The sequence below is a fragment of the Roseateles sp. genome (genome assembly GCF_047654805.1).
Lineage (GTDB): Bacteria > Pseudomonadota > Gammaproteobacteria > Burkholderiales > Burkholderiaceae_C > Pelomonas.
The window spans coordinates 186,826-204,909 of sequence record NZ_JASGIV010000001.1 but is presented as its reverse complement, the minus strand read 5'-3'; the positions used below and the strand labels follow the sequence as shown (position 1 = coordinate 204,909).

At 69.2% G+C, this 18,084-nt stretch carries 18 protein-coding genes; 11 read left to right on the top strand and 7 right to left on the bottom strand.

Annotated features, from left to right (window positions below; all coding sequences use genetic code 11):
• Positions 1–99 precede the first annotated feature (99 nt).
• Entirely contained in the window at positions 100–1,143 is a 1,044-nt protein-coding gene (locus QM732_RS00945) for a type IV pilus twitching motility protein PilT (RefSeq protein WP_415654342.1), read from the bottom strand.
• 27 nt (positions 1,144–1,170) lie between these two features.
• Between QM732_RS00945 and QM732_RS00940 the strand changes: the two genes are divergently transcribed.
• The 6 genes from QM732_RS00940 (at position 1,171) to QM732_RS00915 (ending at position 7,478) form a co-directional block, all read left to right on the top strand.
• On the top strand, positions 1,171–1,845 hold the full coding sequence (locus tag QM732_RS00940) for a YggS family pyridoxal phosphate-dependent enzyme (RefSeq protein ID WP_415654341.1): 675 nt from the start codon (positions 1,171–1,173) through the stop codon (positions 1,843–1,845).
• Entirely contained in the window at positions 1,842–3,266 is a 1,425-nt protein-coding gene (locus tag QM732_RS00935; RefSeq protein ID WP_415654340.1) for a PLP-dependent aminotransferase family protein, read from the top strand. Before QM732_RS00940 ends, QM732_RS00935 begins: the two co-directional genes overlap by 4 nt.
• 35 nt (positions 3,267–3,301) lie before the next feature.
• Positions 3,302–4,021, top strand: a complete 720-nt coding sequence (locus tag QM732_RS00930; RefSeq protein WP_415654339.1) for a c-type cytochrome — start codon at positions 3,302–3,304, stop codon at positions 4,019–4,021.
• Positions 4,018–5,310 (top strand): c-type cytochrome, encoded by a 1,293-nt coding sequence (locus QM732_RS00925; RefSeq protein WP_415654338.1) that lies wholly within the window; start codon positions 4,018–4,020, stop codon positions 5,308–5,310. The genes QM732_RS00930 and QM732_RS00925 overlap by 4 nt, the downstream gene beginning before the upstream one ends.
• 273 nt (positions 5,311–5,583) lie before the next feature.
• On the top strand, positions 5,584–7,131 hold the full coding sequence (locus QM732_RS00920; RefSeq protein ID WP_415654337.1) for a methyl-accepting chemotaxis protein: 1,548 nt from the start codon (positions 5,584–5,586) through the stop codon (positions 7,129–7,131).
• A gap of 29 nt (positions 7,132–7,160) precedes the next feature.
• Positions 7,161–7,478, top strand: a complete 318-nt coding sequence (locus QM732_RS00915; RefSeq protein WP_415654336.1) for an energy transducer TonB — start codon at positions 7,161–7,163, stop codon at positions 7,476–7,478.
• 150 nt (positions 7,479–7,628) lie between these two features.
• On the opposite strand, the gene QM732_RS00910 is transcribed toward QM732_RS00915, so the two are convergent.
• The gene (locus tag QM732_RS00910) at positions 7,629–8,030 is read right to left on the bottom strand and encodes a hypothetical protein (RefSeq protein WP_415654335.1); all 402 of its coding nucleotides are present in this window, start codon (positions 8,028–8,030) and stop codon (positions 7,629–7,631) included.
• 107 nt (positions 8,031–8,137) lie between these two features.
• Here QM732_RS00910 and ylqF point away from each other — a divergent pair, with 107 nt between their 5' ends.
• From ylqF to QM732_RS00895, 3 genes are read left to right on the top strand one after another with little or no spacing between them, the layout of a single operon-like run.
• Positions 8,138–9,091, top strand: a complete 954-nt coding sequence (gene ylqF / locus QM732_RS00905; RefSeq protein ID WP_415654334.1) for a ribosome biogenesis GTPase YlqF — start codon at positions 8,138–8,140, stop codon at positions 9,089–9,091.
• Positions 9,092–9,136: 45 nt separating this feature from the next.
• The gene (locus QM732_RS00900) at positions 9,137–10,528 is read left to right on the top strand and encodes a wax ester/triacylglycerol synthase domain-containing protein (RefSeq protein WP_415654333.1); all 1,392 of its coding nucleotides are present in this window, start codon (positions 9,137–9,139) and stop codon (positions 10,526–10,528) included.
• On the top strand, positions 10,525–11,730 hold the full coding sequence (locus QM732_RS00895; protein ID WP_415654332.1) for an acetyl-CoA C-acetyltransferase: 1,206 nt from the start codon (positions 10,525–10,527) through the stop codon (positions 11,728–11,730). Before QM732_RS00900 ends, QM732_RS00895 begins: the two co-directional genes overlap by 4 nt.
• Here the strand turns inward: QM732_RS00895 and QM732_RS00890 are convergent, their stop codons facing one another.
• Both QM732_RS00890 and QM732_RS00885 read right to left on the bottom strand, forming a co-directional pair.
• Positions 11,731–12,078 (bottom strand): hypothetical protein, encoded by a 348-nt coding sequence (locus tag QM732_RS00890; protein WP_415654331.1) that lies wholly within the window; start codon positions 12,076–12,078, stop codon positions 11,731–11,733.
• A gap of 82 nt (positions 12,079–12,160) precedes the next feature.
• Entirely contained in the window at positions 12,161–14,197 is a 2,037-nt protein-coding gene (locus QM732_RS00885; protein WP_415654330.1) for a S9 family peptidase, read from the bottom strand.
• A gap of 65 nt (positions 14,198–14,262) precedes the next feature.
• On the opposite strand from QM732_RS00885, the gene QM732_RS00880 reads away from it, so the two are divergent.
• Positions 14,263–14,523 (top strand): hypothetical protein, encoded by a 261-nt coding sequence (locus tag QM732_RS00880; protein ID WP_415654329.1) that lies wholly within the window; start codon positions 14,263–14,265, stop codon positions 14,521–14,523.
• Positions 14,524–14,529: 6 nt separating this feature from the next.
• Here the strand turns inward: QM732_RS00880 and QM732_RS00875 are convergent, their stop codons facing one another.
• Complete coding sequence (locus QM732_RS00875; RefSeq protein ID WP_415654328.1) at positions 14,530–15,687, bottom strand: YbfB/YjiJ family MFS transporter; 1,158 nt, start codon at positions 15,685–15,687, stop codon at positions 14,530–14,532.
• Positions 15,688–15,743: 56 nt separating this feature from the next.
• Here QM732_RS00875 and QM732_RS00870 point away from each other — a divergent pair, with 56 nt between their 5' ends.
• Positions 15,744–16,574 carry a zinc-dependent peptidase gene (locus QM732_RS00870; protein ID WP_415654327.1) on the top strand — a complete coding sequence of 277 codons (831 nt, stop codon included), beginning with the start codon at positions 15,744–15,746 and terminating at the stop codon, positions 16,572–16,574.
• A 12-nt stretch (positions 16,575–16,586) separates the two neighbouring features.
• On the opposite strand, the gene QM732_RS00865 is transcribed toward QM732_RS00870, so the two are convergent.
• Both QM732_RS00865 and QM732_RS00860 read right to left on the bottom strand, forming a co-directional pair.
• The gene (locus QM732_RS00865) at positions 16,587–17,144 is read right to left on the bottom strand and encodes a protein phosphatase CheZ (RefSeq protein WP_415654326.1); all 558 of its coding nucleotides are present in this window, start codon (positions 17,142–17,144) and stop codon (positions 16,587–16,589) included.
• Positions 17,145–17,270: 126 nt separating this feature from the next.
• The gene (locus QM732_RS00860; RefSeq protein ID WP_415654325.1) at positions 17,271–18,074 is read right to left on the bottom strand and encodes a DUF2520 domain-containing protein; all 804 of its coding nucleotides are present in this window, start codon (positions 18,072–18,074) and stop codon (positions 17,271–17,273) included.
• Positions 18,075–18,084: the final 10 nt, after the last annotated feature.

The window sequence follows — 18,084 nt, the reverse complement described above, 5'->3', positions numbered from 1 at the left end:
CAAGACGACCCGCGATGCAATCCTATGGGCGCCCCGCGCGCATAGGATTGCCCCCTCGGAGATGGCCCGGCGTGCCCGCCGAACCGGGGGCAAACCGCTCTAGCCAGGGAAGTTCTCGGGGAACTTGGCCTTGGCTCGCGCTTCCGCGGGCGAGATGATGTTGCGGCGGACGAGGTCTGTAAGGTTCTGGTCCAGCGTCTGCATGCCCTGCGAGTTGCCTGTCTGGATGGACGAGTACATCTGCGCCACCTTGTTCTCGCGGATCAGATTGCGGATGGCCGAGGTGCCCAGCATGATCTCGTGAGCCGCGACGCGGCCGGTGCCATCCTTGAGCTTGCACAGGCTCTGCGAAATGACCGCCACCAGCGACTCGGACACCATCGCCCGCACCATCTCCTTTTCGGCAGCGGGGAAGACGTCGACGATGCGGTCCACCGTCTTGGCCGCCGACGAGGTGTGCAGGGTCCCGAACACCAGGTGCCCCGTCTCGGCGGCCGTCAGCGCCAGGCGGATGGTTTCCAGGTCACGCATTTCGCCGACCAGCACGCAGTCCGGGTCTTCGCGCAGCGCCGAACGCAGCGCGTTGCTGAAGCTGTGCGTGTGCGGCCCGACTTCCCGCTGGTTGATCAGGCTCTTCTTGGACTCGTGCACGAACTCGATCGGGTCCTCGATGGTGAGGATGTGTCCGTACTCGTTCTCGTTGAGGTGGTTGATCATGGCCGCCAGCGTCGTGCTCTTGCCCGATCCGGTCGGTCCGGTGACGAGCACCATGCCGCGAGGCTTCAGCGCCAGCTCGGCGAAGACCTTGGGCGCGGCAAGCTGCTCCAGGCTGAGGATCTTGCTCGGAATGGTCCGGAACACGGCGCCTGCGCCGCGGTTCTGGTTGAAGGCGTTGACGCGAAAGCGCGCCAGGCCCTGGATCTCGAAGGAGAAGTCGACCTCCAGCGTCTCCTCGTACACCTTGCGCTGGGAGTCGTTCATGATGTCGTAGACCATGTCGTGGACCGCGCGGTGGTCCAGCGCCTCGACATTGATGCGGCGCACATCGCCGTGTACCCGGATCATCGGCGGCAGGCCGGCCGAAAGGTGCAGGTCCGATGCCTTGTTCTTGACCGAGAATGCCAGCAGCTGAGTGATGTCCATGGTGTGCAGTGGAGTCCTCGTTTCATTATGGCGATCTCCGACTCCCTGCAAGCCACCAAAAACCGCATTGCTGCGGCATGTGTCTCAGCCGGCCGTGCACCCGACGCGGTCCGCCTGCTGGCGGTCAGCAAGACCTTCCCGGCCTCCGCCGTGCGCGAGGCCTTCTCAGCCGGAGCCAGGGCCTTCGGCGAGAACTATGTCCAGGAGGGCCTGGCCAAGATCGAGGCCCTCATCGACCTGCGCAGCCAGATCGAATGGCATCTGATCGGCCCGCTGCAGTCGAACAAGACCCGGTCCGTGGCCGAACAGTTCGACTGGGTGCACAGTGTGGACCGACTCAAGATCGCCGAGCGGCTGTCGGAACAGCGCCCGGCCGAACTGCAACCACTGAGCGTCTGCCTGCAGGTCAACATCAGCGGCGAGGCCAGCAAGAACGGCCTGCTGCCGGCCGAGGTGGCACCATTGGCCCGCCAGGTGGCCGCTCTGCCCCGCCTGAGACTGCGCGGGCTGATGGCCATTCCCGAGCCCGGCCCCGAGGCTGCCACCCAGCATCGCGCGATGGCCGCCCTGTTCGACGCGCTGAAGGCCGAGGGACTGGACGTGGACACGCTGTCCCTGGGCATGAGCGCCGACCTGGAGGCGGCCATCGTGGCAGGCTCCACGATGGTGCGCATCGGCACGGCGGTTTTCGGCACCCGGTGAACGAGGCTGCTCCCCGCTACCGCCAACTGGCAGACGACATCGCCGGCCTGATCGGGAGCGGTGCGCTGCGCCCGGGTGACAGGCTGCCCTCCGTACGCCAGACCCAGGCCAGCCGTGACTGCAGCGCGGCCACGGTGTTCCAGGCCTACCACCTGCTGGAGTCACGCGGCCTGGTGCGAGCAGCGGAGCGCTCCGGCTACTTCGTCGCACCGGCCGCACCGCCGCCGTCCGCGCCACGTGAACGCGCCCCGCAACCGGTGGCCGTCAGCGAGATGGTGTTCCAGCTGCTGGGCACGGGCGGGCATGAAATCCACGCACCGCTGGGTTCGGCGTTTCCCTGCCCATCGCTGTTCCCCCTGGACGGGCTGCGGCGAGCATTGACGGCCGGCAACCGCCGCATCGTCCCAGCCGAGCTGACCCAACAGTTGCCAGGCGGCCACGCCGGCCTGCGCCGGCAGATCGCGCTGCGCTACCTGCGTCTGGGCATGAGCATCGCGCCCGATGAGATCGTGCTGACCGACGGCGCGCTGGAGGGACTGAACCTGTCGCTGCAGTTGCTGACGCGCCCCGGCGACACGGTGCTTATCGAGTCGCCCGGCTTCTACGCCGCGCTGCAGGCCCTGGAGCGGCTGGGCCTGCGCGCCGTCGAGGTGCCCGCCACCCCGGCCGAAGGTGCGGACCTGGACTCGATGGCCACCGCCATCGCCCGCCACGCACCCAAGGCCTGCTGGCTGATGACCAGCTTCTCCAATCCGACCGGCAGCCTGATGCCGCCCGAGAAGAAGCGCGCCCTGGTCGCGCTTCTGGAACGCCACGGCATCCCGCTGATCGAGGATGACGTCTACGCCGAACTACCCCACGAGGGAGCCCCACCGCTGCCGGCCAAGGCGTATTCGACGCGCGGCGAGGTCCTGCATGCCGGCTCGTTCTCGAAGACGCTGGCGCCGGGCTACCGCGTCGGCTGGGTGGCCGCAGGGCGCTTCGCGTCTGCGCTGCTGCGGGCCAAGCTCAGCCAGAGCCTGTCGGGCTCCTGGCCGGCTCAGGCCGCCATCGCACACTACCTGGCAGGAGGCGACTATGACCGCCACTTGCGCGCTCTGCGCCGGGCGCTGGCCGAGCAACAGCGCGCACTGCGCGCCGCAGTGCTGCAGCATTTCCCCGCCGGCACGCGGGTCACGCGGCCGCTCGGCGGCTATTTCGTCTGGGTCGAGATGCCTGTGCGCACAGGCGGCGGGCACGACAGCCTGGCCCTGCACCGCGCCGCGCTCGCCGAAGGCATCAGCCTGGCCCCCGGCCCTCTGTTCTCGGCCGGCGGTGACTTTCGCGCCTGCCTGCGCCTGAACGGCGGCCAGCCGTGGACGCCCGCACTGGCCCGCGCCGTCGCGCGGCTGGGTGAACTGATACGGTCACAAACCGCTTGATCTGCTCCTTACGCACCATCCTGCACCCAGGCAAGATGGCCGGCATGCTCCGCCATGCCTGCCTGCTCGCCGCCCTGCTGTGCCTCCCCGCTGTGGCGCGGCCCGCGCCCGACGCGCCGGCCCCGCGAGTCGTACCGGACACACTGGCGCAACGCGCCCTGGCCTGCACTGGCTGCCACGGGAAGGAGGGCCGCGCCGCGCCCGACGGCTACTACCCGCGCCTGGCCGGCAAACCCGCCGGCTATCTCTACAACCAGTTGCTGAACTTCCGCGACGGCCGGCGCGACTATGGGCTGATGAGCGAGCTAATCGCGCCGCTCTCTGATGCCTACCTGAAGGAACTCGCCGGCCACTTCGCGTCACTGGATCTGCCCTACCCGCCGCCACAGCGGTCCACGCTGGCCGCTGCGGAACTGGCGCGCGCCGAGCAATTGATCCGCCAGGGCGATACCGCCCGTCGCCTACCGGCCTGCACTGCATGCCACGGCGAGCGCCTGACGGGCACCCAGCCGGCCGTGCCCGGCCTGCTGGGCCTGTCGCGCGACTATCTCAATGGTCAGCTGGGCGCCTGGCGCAGCGGCCAGCGGCACGCGCAGCCCCCCGACTGCATGGCCAGCATCGCCAAGGCGCTGACAGCGGCCGAGATCAACGCGATGACCCAGTTCCTCGCCGGCCAGGCCATGCCGGCCGACCCGCATCCCGCACCGGCGCTGACAGCGCCGGCACCGGTGCGTTGTGGGGGGCTGACGCCATGAAACGGCTGCTGACGGTCTTGGTCGCCCTCGCCGGCCTGCTGGTGGGAGCGGCCTTTGCGCTGCTGGCCTGGCAGCGCGGCCTTGGCGACTCCACCCCCGCCGCTTCAGCGCCGATCAATCTGGAGCGCGGCGCCTATCTCGCGGCGGTGGGCAATTGCGCCGGCTGTCACACGACACGGGGTGGCTCGCGGCTGGCAGGCGGCCGGCCCATCCCCACGCCCTTCGGCACCGCGTTCTCCAGTAACCTGACGCCCGACGTCACCGGTCTTGCCGGCTGGAGCTCCGATGACTTCTGGCGCGCACTCCACCTGGGCATATCGCGCGACGGCCGGCTGCTCGTGCCGGCCCACCCGATCACGAACACGACCCGGGTGACGCGCGAAGACGCCGATGCCCTGCACGCCTGGCTGCAGGCCCAGCCCGCCGTGGCAGCGCCCCGCCGCCCCCACGAACTGCGCTGGCCCATGAACAGCGAGTTGGGCGCACAGCTGGCCGTGGCTGCCTGGCGGGCGCTGTACTTCAGCCCCGGCGCCTACCGGCCCGATCCCGTCCGCGACCCTATCTGGAACCGTGGCGCCTACCTGGCGCAGGGCCTGGCCCACTGCAGCGCCTGCCATGCCGGGCGCAACGCGCTGGGCGGCGACGACGGCCCCGCGGACTTCCGCGGTGGCCTCCTGGCCGGCCTGGGCTGGGCAGCGCCTTCCCTGCACGACCCGGCCGAAGCCGGGGTGCAGCGCTGGTCCGACACGACGCTGCAGCGCTGGCTACGCGAAGGCCATGCCGACGGCCACACCGCCCAGGGGCCGATGGCCGAGGTTGTTCTCGGCAGCACAGCCTCGCTGGACGACGCCGACCTTGCGGCCATGAGCCGCTATCTGCGCAGCCTGCCCGAACAGGCCGTTACGCGACCCGAGCCGGCACGGCCCGACGCGCGGCGCCGCGAGCGCGGCGCCGGCCTCTACCGCGAGCATTGTGCGGCCTGCCACGGCGCACAGGGTGAAGGCCGGCGCGACGACAGCGGCGCGTTGGCCTACCCGGCGCTGGCTGGCAGCCGGCTCGTGACCCAGGCCAGCGCCGCCAATCTGATCCGCGTGATCGAGCGCGGCGGCTTTGCACCGGCCACGCCCGGCAATCCCCGACCCTATGGCATGCCGCCCTTTGCCGGCTTGCTCGATGCGCAGGAGCTGGCCGCGCTGACCAGCTATCTGCGCGGCACCTTTGGCCACGATGCGGGCGAGGTCGACGCCGTTGAGGTCCTGAGGCTGCGCGCCGCCTCGGCCAGGCGCTGAGCACACCCGGATCAGGGTCTTCCACCATCCGGCGGCCCCCTCCTGGGCCTGCCCTCAGGCGCTGGCAAGCCCCGGGGCGCGGGGAGCGACGTGAACGACTTCACGCAAGCTTCCCGCAGTCATGAAGCAAATGGTCACAGGTCGCGACACACTGCGCGCCGGCCCCTGGGTAGGGCCGAAAAAACAGGGCCGCGAGGCCTACAGTCGTCGTCGGATTCAAGAGCGGCAGCTCGCCGCCAATACCCGAGATCACCGGACAAGGACCTGAATCGCATGAACTTCCTGACCCAACTACGCATTGGCCAGCGCCTTTTCGTGAGCTTCAGCCTGCTGATCCTGCTGCTGGTGGCCATCGGCGTCTACGGCGCGAGGAACGCCAGCAGCCTGGCGCAGGATCTGGATCGCACCGCGAACTCCAGCCTCGTGAAGATCGGCGCGGCCAACGGCCTGGAGAATCAAGTCAACATCATTTCGCGCGCCGTGCGCGACCTGCTGCTGCTGGACACCGCCGGCGCCATCAAGAAGCAAAAGGCCGCCATTGCCGCCGCGACCGAGGAAGCCGAGAAGCAGCTCACCGGCCTGGAGGCCGCAGTGGCCGGGGACCAGGAGAAGGCCGTCATCAGCGAAGTGCGCGAGCGCAAGACCAAGTTCCTGGCTGCGCTGGAGAAGTTCCAGAAGATCCAGACCGACGGCAGCCCCGACGAGGCCCGCGAAAGCCTGATCACCGACCTGCGCCCCGCCCAGACCGCCCTGCAAGATGACCTGAAGAAGCTGGTCGACATGCAGTTCGACAGCGGCAAGGAACTCGCCACCAAGGGCGGCGAGGTGGCACGCACCTCGGTGCTGGTGACCGCTGGCCTCGTCTTTATCGCCGCAGCACTGGGCTTCGGCGGCTTCCTCGTGATCTCGCGCTCCATCGTCGGCCCGGCCCGCAAAGCCCAGGCTGCGGCTGAAGCCATCCGCGCTGGTGACCTGACCCAGGACATCCAGGTCGAGGGCCGCGACGAGCTGAGCCAGATGCTGCAGGCCATGAAGGACATGCAGACCGCACTTTCCGGTGTCGTCCGCGATGTCTCCACCGCCGCCAGCGAAGTCGCCCAGAACTCCGGCTCCATCGCCGACAGCAATACCAACCTGGCCGACCGCACGACACGCTCCGCCGCCAGCCTGCAGAACACGGCCGCGTCCGTTGAGCAGATCGCCTCCACGCTCAAGGGCGCTAGCGAACTGACCCGCCGCGCCGCCGGTATCGCCGTGACGGCGCGCCAGTCGGCCAGCAACGGCGGTGCCGTGGTCTCCAAGGTCGTCGAGACCATGGAAGAGATCAGCGCCAGCTCCAAGAAGATCGGCGACATCATCGGCGTCATCGACGGCATCGCCTTCCAGACCAACATCCTGGCACTGAATGCCGCCGTCGAAGCTGCCCGTGCCGGTGAGCATGGCCGCGGCTTCGCGGTCGTCGCCTCGGAAGTTCGTGCCCTGGCCCAGCGTTCGGCCGGCGCCGCCAAGGAAATCAAGGTGCTGATCCAGGAATCGACCGTCAAGGTCGAGAACGGCACCACGCTCGTCAACAACGCCGGTGTGACGATCCGCAGCGTCGTCGACGAGGTCAACAACATGGGCCAGCTGATCGAGGAAATCTCGCATTCGGCCCAGGAGCAGGCCACCGGCGTCACCGTCGTCAACGGCGCGATGAGCGAGCTGGACAAGGCCACGCAGCAGAACACCAGCCTGGTAGGCGAACTCAGCCGCTCGGCCGACGCGCTGCGCGACAGCTCCACACGCCTGATCGAAGCGGTCGGTTTCTTCCGCGCTGCCTGACCCCAACCATTCACCTGCCGAGGTTCGCCATGTCACTCCTGCGTTCCGCCACCGTCCTTGCCGCCAGCCTGATGCTGGCCCTGGCCGCCCAGGCCACCCCCAAGATCGTCAAGAAGGTGCCGCCCGACTTCCCTGCCGAGGCCGCCAAGAAGGGCATCTCCACCGGCGTCGTCAAGGCCAAGATGGTCATTGAGGCCGACGGCAAGGTCAGCGACGTCGAAATCCTCGAGGCTGAGCCGAAGCGCATCTTCGACCGCGCGGTCAAGTCGGCGCTGATGGAATGGAAGTTCGAGCCGGGCGAGAAGGCCACCCACGAAGTCAAGCTCGTCTTCAAGAACGAGGACTGAACAAGGCCCGGCGGCCTGCTCCATGCCCTGTGAAGACCCGGCGCCAGGCAAGGCGCAGGCTGGAGCTGGTCCGAGAACGACGCCTGCGCGGCGTTCTCGCCGGCGCTACGCCGTAGCTGGCATACGGCCAGGGACGGGGCTGGGCTGCCTCTACCGCCTCATCGCGGGCGGCACATCGTGAGTCACCGCCGGGTGCCACCAGCGCACGCCGCCCAGCACCAGCATCACCGTCACGACGGCGCCTCCGGCCACCAGGCCGAGGCGCCGTTTTCTTTGCGCCTGGCGGGCGCGAAAGCGCGCCCCGCCCGTCGCCTCTCGCATCGCCGTCGGACTGACGTGGCCACGCGACAAGCGGCGCAGTTGGACAGCCTGCTTGCGGCCGTCACGACCCGTCACAATTTCAAAGCTGAGCCGCTCGTCCAGCCGCGCGCCCTCCCCATCCGTAGGGAAGGCCGCCAGGCCAACAAAGACCTCTTCGCCGCCGCCAGACGGCCGAATGGCGCCATGACCAGTATTCGGGTCCCAGGCGCTCAGCACTCCTTCAAATCTCATGTTCACCTCGACGACACCCTGAATTCTTGAGATAGATGGCATGGGCCGCAGCAACGGGATGTAAGCCCGACAATGCGCTCTTTGCAAGCCCCCAAGCTCGTCAGCGCATGCCCATCAACTGGTTCCCCGGCCACATGAACTCCACCCGTCAGGCGATCAAGGATCGCGTGAAGGCGGGGCTGGACGTGGTCATCGAGCTGCTCGACGCACGACTGCCCGGCTCCAGCAGCAACCCGCTGCTGGCCGCGCTGACCACTGGCCGCCCGTCGCTCAAGGTGCTGAACAAGCAGGACCTTGCCGATCCCGACATCACGGCCGACTGGTTGGCTTTTTACAACGCCCAGCCGCACACCCGCGCCATCGCGCTGGACGCCAGCGACAAGTCGCCCGCCCGCGCGCTGGTCAAGGCCTGTCGCGAACTGGCGCCGCTGCGCGGCGACCTGCACAAGCCGCTGCGAGTGTTGATCTGTGGCATTCCCAACGTGGGAAAGAGCACGCTGATCAACACGCTGGTCGGCAAGCGCGCGGCCAAGACCGGCGACGAGCCCGGCATCACCAAGACCGAGCAGAAGATCGTGCTGGAGAACGGCTTCTATCTGTTCGACACGCCCGGCATGCTGTGGCCGCGCATCGCCATCGAGCAAAGTGGCTACCACCTCGCGGCCAGCGGCGCCATCGGCCGCAATGCCTTCGACGAGGAGGAGGTGGCGCTGGAGCTGATCGCCGTGCTCAAGCGACGCTACCCCGAACGGCTGCAGGAGCGCTTCGGCCTGACGGAACTTGGCGCGGACGAGGCCGTGCTTGAGGCCATCGGCATCAAGCGCGGCGCCAAGGTGCGCGGCGGCGGCGTACAGATGCACAAGGCCGCCGAGGCGCTGCTGATCGACTATCGCCAGGGGCTGCTGGGCCGCATCACGCTGGAGACGCCACAGGAGATGGCGGCCTGGCGCCAGGCCGCCGCCGCCGAGGAGGCTCGCAAGGCGGAGAAGGCCGAGGCCGACCGGACGGCAGACAAGGAACGTCGCAGCGGCAGGCGCAAGGCGAGCAGCGGCGACGCGTGATTCCCCTGGTTTGACCGTCCCGGGCACCCGCCTATGCTGGATGCCATGACCCGCCTCTCCCTGCTCGACCTGGCCTTCTTCATCGCCGAGAGCGAGGCCAGCCCCAAGCACGTGGCGGGGCTGCACATCCACCAGATCCCCAAGGGTGGCAAGGCGGTTTTCGCCCGACAGCTCTACGAGGAGTTCCTGCGCCACACCGACGTGCAGCCGCCCTTCGACCAGGTCATCAACTTCGTGTCGCCGGCACTGATGCCGAGCTGGAGCACGGCCGAGGGCGTGGACCTGAAGCAGCACGTCTTCCTCCACAAGCTCGAACGCGCGGCCAATGACCGCGAGGCCCTCTACGCGCTGGTGGCCCGATTGCACGAGCCGGTGCTGGACCGCAGTCGACCGCTGTGGGAAGTACACGTCATCGCCGGCCTCTGGGATCGGCAGTTCGCGATCTACTACAAGATGCACCACGCAGTGGCCGACGGCATCACGATGACGCGCTGGGGCGTGGAATCGCTGCGCATGGCGCCGGACGACCTGGCTGTCACGCCGGTCTGGACCCTTGCCCATACTCGTCGTGAGGACCACGGCCGCAGGAAGCGCCTGGATCAGGCCGTCGCCGGCACGGTCTGGAAGCAGCTGACCGCCAACAGCAAGCGTGCCGTTGGCATCGGGCGGCTCACGGCCATGCTGGCGCTGGAGGCCGTGAAGCTGACCAAGAACGCCATCGCTCTGCCCTTCATGGCCAGCGGCGACACGCCCTTCACCGGCAACGCCACGCCCGGCCGCCAGTTCGCAACGGCGGCCGTGCCCATGGCCCGCATCGACGCCATCCGCAAGCTGTCGCGTGCCACCCTCAACCACGTTGCGCTCACGTGCCTTGACGGTGCCATGCACCGCTACCTGGCGGACGAAGGCATAGCGCTGGACCGGCCGATCACTATCCAGATGCCCGTCAACCTGCGCCGCGAAGGCGAGAAGGGTGGCGGCAACAAGATCGGCATCATCCTCGTCGACCTGTCACCGCCGACCGACGACGCCTATGTGCGGCTGCGCAACGTCGGCTACTCGCTGCGCAACGTGCGCGCCATGATCGACGCCGTCGCACCTGAGGCGGTCGAGACCTACACCATCCTCACGGGCCTGCTGGGCCAGATCGCCGGCATGCTCAAGCTGGCCGACGTCGTCACGCCCATGGGCAACACGCTGGTATCCAACGTCCCGGGGCCGGCCGAGCGCCTGTACCTGAAAGGTGCACCGCTGCTGGAAATGCACCCGGTCTCGACGCTGCCGGCTACCCATCTGCTCAACATCACGCTGTTCAGCTACGCGGGTACGCTCTACGTCGGCCTGATCGCCACCGACGCCCTGCCCAACCTGGGCCGGCTGGCCACCTACGTCGAGGACGAGATCGCGACGCTGGAGAAGGCGGTAGGCATCGCATGAGCTTTGACGCCTACCTCTACGACCACTGCCGCACGCCGCGCGGCAAGGGCAAGCCCGAGGGATCGCTGCACGCGGCCACACCGATCTGGCTGGTGCGCACGCTGCTGCAGGCGCTTCGCGAGCGCAACCGGCTGGACACGCGTCTCGTCGATGACGTCGTGCTCGGCTGTGTGACGCCCATCGCCGAGCAAGGAGGCGACATCGCCCGCATTGCCGTGCTGGATGCCGGCTGGGCCGAGTCGGTCGCGGGCATCACGCAATCGCGCTTCTGCGCCTCCGGGCTGGAGAGCGTCAACCTCGCCGCGGCCAAGGTGGCTAGCGGCTTCGAGCGGCTGGTCGTGGCCGGTGGCGTGGAAAGCATGAGTCGCGTGCCCATGGGCAGCGACGGCGGCGCCTGGCTGCTGGACGGACGTGTCGTCGAGGCCGTCGGCTTCGTGCCCCAGGGCATCAGTGCCGACCTGATCGCCACGCTGGAGGGTTTCTCGCGCGAGGCGCTGGATGCCTATGCCGCGCGTTCGCACCAGCGCGCCGCCAACGCGAGCGCGGCCGGCTATTTCGGTCGATCCGTCGTGCCGGTGCACGATGGAGCCGGTACGCTGCTGTTGGCCGAGGACGAGACGATACGTCCGCAAACGACGCCCGAAACCCTGGCCGGGCTGAATCCGAGCTTCGTCAAGCTGGGCGCGACGCTCGATGCGCTGGCACTGCGGAAGTATCCGCAGGTGCCCGCCATAGAGCACCGCCACCACGCGGGCAACTCCTCGGGCATCGTCGATGGCGCTGCCCTGGTGCTGGTGGGTTCCAGGACCGGCGGCGAGGCGGCGGGGCTCCAGCCCCGCGCCCGAATCCGCGCCGCTGCAGTGACGGGTAGCGAGCCTACGATCATGCTCACGGGAACGACACCGGCATGCCTCAAAGCGCTGGAGCAGGCCGGCATGAAACCTGGCGACATCGACCTGTGGGAGATCAACGAGGCCTTCGCTGCCGTACCCCTGAAGACGGCACGCGACCTTGGCCTCGACATGGATCGCGTCAACGTCAACGGTGGCGCCATCGCCCTTGGGCACCCGCTGGGGGCGACCGGCGCGATGCTGCTGGGCACCCTGCTTGACGAGCTGGAGCGGCGCGACCTCCAGACCGGCGCCGTGACCCTGTGCGTGGGCGCCGGCATGGGCATCGCCACCGTCATCGAGCGCGTCTGATCACAGGCGGAACCAGCCGCCGATGCGCAGATGCCAGCGTCCGCCCCGGTTCTCCCAGCGGTTCGGCTCATAGCGATAGCCGGGATGGGGGCGCTCGTAATAGCCCGGCACCCATTGATGGCGCCCGCTGCGCCAACCCCAGTAGCCGCCGATCCACACCGCGCCCGGGTAAGGCGCGACGGGGACGACCTCGGCATAGGGTGCCGGGGGCGGTGCATCGACGACGATCTCGCCACCATCGGCATAGCCGCCGCCGTAATAGCCCGCGCGATGCGCAGGCACCACCACGCAGCCCGACAGCAGGGCCGCGGAAGCGATCAGCGTGAGAGCCAGGGCCAGTCGTTTCATGAGGCAACTCCAGGCCGCTGAAAGCGCGGCCGCATGCCTCTAACCCTCAGCCATGCCAACCGGATGACGGGCTCACACAGAGTTACTTCGTGGCGGACTGTGTCTGCGGCTTCAGGTAGTGGTCCATCCAGGCAATGAAGCGCGTCTCCCAGTCACGCTGGTAGCTGGGCAGCGACAGGCCATGGAACTGCCCCGGATAGATGACCAGTTGGGTCGGCACGCCCAGTGTCTTCAGCGCGAGGTACATCTGCTCGCTGCCCGAGATCGGCACGTTGAAGTCCTTCTCGCCGCCGAGGAAAAGCGTCGGCGTCCTGATGCGCTCAGCCTTGAAGAAGGGGGCGGACACCTTGAGCCAGCGCTCGCGCTGCGCCCAAGGCAAGCCCATCTCGCGCTCGTACTGCACGGCGTACTGGTCGGTACCGAACATGCTGAGCTGGTTGCCGCTGCCGGCGCCGCTGACAGCAGCCTTGAAGCGGGTGTCGGCGGCGATGAGTGCATCGGTCAGGATGCCGCCATAGCTCCAGCCGCCCACGCCCAGGCGCGACGGATCGGCAATGCCCTGCTTCACCGCCCAGTCCACCGCGGCATGCAGGTCCTGAACTTCCAGCCGCCCCCAGTCCGCGAAGATCGCGCGCTGGAAGGCCTTGCCACGCCCGCTGCTGCCACGGTAGTTGACGAGCAGCACCGCATATCCGGCCGCCACCAGGCGCTCCCGCAGCGAGCTGCGGGTGGACAGCTCCTGCGCGTCCTGGCTGTTCGGGCCGCCGTGAATGAGCAGCACCGTCGGCAGCGGCAGCACGGCCTCGGGTGGCAGCGCCAGCAGGCCGTGCACGTCGGTGCTATCGGCGCTCGCCGTCGCGAACTCGCGCAGGCGGGACAGGGCCACGTCACGGCGCCAGCCCTCGTGGTGGGCCGTTACCGCGCGGGGCCCGGCGGCGTCCAGCACATGCAGCTCGGCGGGCTGCTGCCAGCCGCCCGCCAGAAAGGCAACGCTGCCGTCACGTGCCACGCTGGCCTGCCCAGCGGTGCCCGGTCCGCTGAGCCGCTGCACCTGTCCGTCCGCCACCCCGATGCGCGTCAGCCGGCTCTGGCGGTCTTCGTCGACGACACCGATCAGGGCCTTGCCGTCCGCCGCCCACGCCAGTTGCGGCTGCCAGCCGCGATCCAGGTCCGCGCCCAGCACCTGTGCCGCACCGCCACCCACTTCAAAGACGCCAGGGCGCCATTGCTGGTAGGCGCTCCATTTCACTTCGTCCCCGGTCGGCAGCGCGATGAAACGGCCATCGGGACTCCATGCAGGGCGGGCATCGCTGTCCGTCGTCAGCGTCGCCAGGCCTCGCGCCGACGCACCAGCCTCGACGGGCATGACGAAAAGGCCTGTCGCCTCGGTACGGTCCCGCTCCGGAGACCGCCTGCTGAGGAAGGCCAGCAGGCGTCCGTCCGGACTCCAGGCCGGCGCGACCTCGTCGAACTCGCCCTGGGTCAGCACGTCGAGCCTGCGGCTGGCCAGGTCCAGCAGTTGCAGATGCTTGCGTCGGCCGTCGAGATAGCCCTCGCGATCCTGCTTGAAGTGGAAGCCGTCGATGACGATGGGCAGCGGCGTCTTGCGCCGCCAGCCGGCGAGCTTCTCGGGGTCCGGGGCCTCCTCCTGAACGACAAGCACCGCACGGCTGCCATCGGGTGCGACCGCATAGTCCTCGACACCGCCCTTGAGCTCGGTCAGTTGCTCGGCCTCGCCGCCAGCCAGCGACAGGCGCCAGAGCTGCGCGCCTTTCTTCTTCTCGTCGTCGCTGCCGCGCGCGGCCAGGAAGGCGATGGCTGCCCCCTCGGCGCCTACCCAGCGCGGCTTGCCGCCGAAGTCGCCGGTGAAGGTCAGCCGACGCGGCGCGCCGCCGGCCGCCGTTGGCGCGAGCCACAGGTCGGTCTGGTACTTGTCCCTGGCCGGATCCGCCACGCGCAGGCCATAGACCACCCAGCGTCCGTCGGGCGAGATCTCCGGTTCGACGAGGCGCTGCAGGCTGTTCGCGGTCTCGGCGTCGAACGGTCGCGCCGCAGGCTGGGCCTGCACGGTGGCCTGCGTCAGGCCAAGGAAGGTGAAGATCACCAGCAGCTGTCTCATTTCAATGGCGGTAAATGGTCGGGCTCGCAGTATTCTCCGGCGCCTCAACCCGATTGCCTTCCGACATGAAACGAGCATTGCCCCCGACCTGGCTGTCCCTCCTCCTCGCCGCCGCACTGGCTGGCTGCGCCTCGACGCCTGCGGGCAACGAGCAGGTCGCCGTCGCGAAGGACAAGGACGTCGTTTGCGACCGCGAGGAGCAGCTGGGCTCGATGTTCTCCAAGGTGAAGTGCCGCACCGTGCAGCAGAAGGAAACCGAACGCGCCGACGCGGCCGCCTTTGGGGACAACCTCCGGCATCACTCCCCAACGCCCGTCGGCAAGTAAGCCGGCTCAGCGCGACTCGCGCAGCACCGCAGCCAGGGCCAGCATTCCCAGCGCCAGCACCGTGGCCGTCAGCCACAGTGCCGCATCGAAGCGGCCGCTGGCCTCCACCATGCGGCCGGTCAGTGCCGGTGCGCTGATCTGGGCCACGCCGTAGCTCAGCGTCAGCCGGGCCATCGCCTTGCCGGGGTTGGCGGGCGAGCGGCGCCCGACCAGCGCCAGCGTCAGGCTGACGATGCCGATGAAGGTTGCGCCGTACAACAGGGCGCCTGCCAGCGCGGCGACCAGCCCCCCGGCCAGCACCGGCAGCAGCACGCCGACGATCTGCGCCGCAAAGGCGATCATCAACGCGCCGACATCGCCCGTGCGTCGCGCGATACGGTCCCACACGAACACCGCCGGCGTGGCCGCAAGGCCGACCAGCAGCCAGGCCCAGGGCCCCTGCCCCGCCAGCAGCGGTTGCTTCTCGACGATGGTGACGGTGAAGGTCGCATTGATGACAAACCCCCAGCCGGCGCAGAAATAGGCCGCCACCATCAGCCCCATCCAGCGCCGGCTCGGGTTGTGGCCGGCGGCTGCCCTGGCGGGTGGCGGTGGCACCGGCGGGCGCCAGCGCCAGGCCGGGATCAGGAAGGCCAGGCCCAGCAGCGCAAAGCCCTGCCATTGCGCCGCCCAGCCCAGGTCCAGCCTGGTCATGCCCATCGCGCCCAGGGCCGACACGACGATGCCCAGGCCCAGCCCGATGAAGTAGAGGCCCAGCTCGGGCCGGCGCCCCGAGCGCATCAGCCAGCCCTGCACCAGGCCCGATCCCAGCAGCATGCCGGCGGCGCCGCACAGGCCGCCGACGTAGCGCGACACGGCCCACGCGCCGAAGGACGAGCTCCAGCCCATCAGTGCCGTGACGGGCAGGGCCAGCGGCAGTCCCCAGCTGTACAGACGCTGGCGCCAGACCGGGCTCTCGATCCAGGCCGCCAGCAGCGCGCCGCTCATGTAGCCGGCGTAGTTGATGGCTGCCAGCAGCCCGCCATCACCCAGGCCCAGGCCCGCCTGGGCCTGCATCTGCGGCAGCAAGGGCGTGTACGCGAAGCGGGCCAGGCCTATCGTCAGCACCAGCGCGCAGATGCCGCCCAGCAGCACCTGCCAGGCCGCAAGTGGGGAAGTACGCATGCCCGCAGCCTACCCCGGGACTTGCAAAGCCGACGCGCGCACCCAGTTGGCCTGCCATGCCCTTGCTCATCTGCTTCTGCCTCGTCCTGCTGGCCGCCGCCGGTATCGCGCTGTGGCCCCTGTGGGTGAGACGTCGCCGCGAACGCGTCGCGAGCCGCCCCTTCCCGGCCGCCTGGCGCCGCCTGCTGCGCCGCCATGTGCCGCTGGTCGCGAGGCTGCCCGCCCGGCAGCAATTGCGACTCAAGGGGCTGATGCAGGTCTTCCTGGCCGAAAAACCCATCCTCGGCTGCCGCGGCCTGCGCGTGACGGACGAGGTGCGCGTGACCATCGCGGCACTGGCCTGCCTGCCACTGCTGGGCGCGGCGCGCGGCATCTACCCGGAGCTGCGCCAGGTGCTGGTCTACCCCAGCGCCTTTGTCGTCGACCGGCCGGTGACGGAAGCCGGTGGCGTGCTGTCCGACCAGCGCCGCGTGCTGGCCGGCGAGAGCTGGAGCCAGGGGCAGGTACTGCTGGCCTGGGACGAGGTCAAGCGCGGAGCTGCCACGCCCGGCGACGGGCACAACGTCGTCATCCACGAATTCGCCCACCAGTTGGACCAGGCCGGTGGCCCCGCCAACGGCGCGCCTGCGCTCCCCACCGCCGAGGCCTACCGACGCTGGTCGACGGTGATGCAAAACGAGTTCGATGCGCTCAGGTGGCGGCTGGCACGGGTGCACGAGATGGGCCCGGGGCTCATCGATGCCTATGCAGCCACCGACCCGGCAGAGTTCTTCGCAGTGGTCAGCGAGCTGTTCTTCGAGCGGCCACTCGAGCTGGCCGCCGGCCATCCAGCGCTGTACGCCGAACTGAGCGGCTACTACCGCCTCGATCCGGCGTCCTGGGCCTGAAAGCCCAAGGGCTCAGAAGCCGAGGCTGGCCAGCAGGTCGTCCACGTCGTCCTGCTTGAGCGCCTTGTCGGGCGTCTGCACGCCGTGAAGTTCGGTAGACGCGTCTTGCGCAGCGACGGGCGCCGGCAGGGAATCGATCAGGTCATTGAGCGGCGGCTCGGCGCGCTCCAGCATCCTGCTGACCTTGTTGATCACCTGGCCGGAGAGATCCTGGAAGTCCTGCGACATCATGATCTCGGTATGCAGCGATTTCTCGCGCGACGCGAAACTGGCCGCATCGGCCGCATAGGCGGCGCACAGCTTCATCAGCGCACGGGCACGGTCGGTGCTGATGTTGGTGGACAGGGCCAGGCGATTCAACGCGTCCGACAGCTCCCGGCCCTTCTTGCGCACCGCCTCAGCGTCCGCCTGGGCGGCCTCGACGAGGTTGAGCACCTTGGTGGCGGCCTGCTCCGTCATGCTGCGCACATAGGCTAGTCGCTCGCGAGCATCGGGCAGCTCGTCGACGACGCTGTGCAGGATCTGGGCGGCGTCGGCCCGGATCATGGCTTGAATGGATGCGTCGGACATCTGGACTCCCTGGGTGCTCCCGCCACCAGCGACGGATTTGGGAAGTTTAGAAGTCCACCCCCGCAACGTTGGGGGCGCAAACCGGGCCGATCGCGGCCTTTGTCACGCTGCCGGCCGCCAGCGCATTCATTGCCCCGCCAGGCTGGCCCGCAGCGCGCAGCTCTGGGCGGCGTCCAGACGGCCGGCAGCCTCGGCCAACGCGAGCTGGCGCCGGGCCAACGCGAGCAGCAGGTCGGCGTCCAGGCCCGCTGTCGCCAATGCCTGCAGATGACGCGTCAGCACGCCCGCATCGCCACGTGCAATGGGGCCGGAGACGGCACCGGCCAGGCCGCGAGCCAGCGCGGTATCCAGCGCGCCACGGCTCAGCGGCGTCAGCGCCGGCAGGCCGTCGGCAGGCGCCAGGCCGGCGGCTTCCCACAGCGCCAGAGCCTCGGCCAGCACTGCCAGCACCCCACTGGCGGCGAGGTTGGCTGCCGCGTGGTAGGCCGCCCGCGCGTGCTCCGTCATGGGCGAAGGCAGCACCAGCGGTACCAGGCCAAGCACCTGGGCGAGCTCCTGCAGCGCGGGCCGGAACGCAGCGTCGGCTTCAATGCCGACGTGCACGCCCGCAAGACCCGCATCGCCGGCCAGCAGTTTGAGCGGATGGAAACCGGCCGCCTCCGGCGCCGGCGCCAGCGCAGCCAGCGACGTGGCGCCGCTGCAGTGCAGCGCGAGCTGACCCGCGCGCCAGGGCAATGCCGCGGCGGTCGCCGCGATGCGGTCGTCAGGTACGGTCAGCCAGACCCAGTCGGCCGCACGAGCAGCATCCGCGGGCAGGAGTTCGCCTGCGCCGGGCGAACGCCGCCCAACGACGACCACCTCACCCGCGGCGCGCAGCGCCGGCACCAGCGCGCGCGCGAGACGGCCATAGCCGATGACGGCATGGATCATGTCCGCCCGC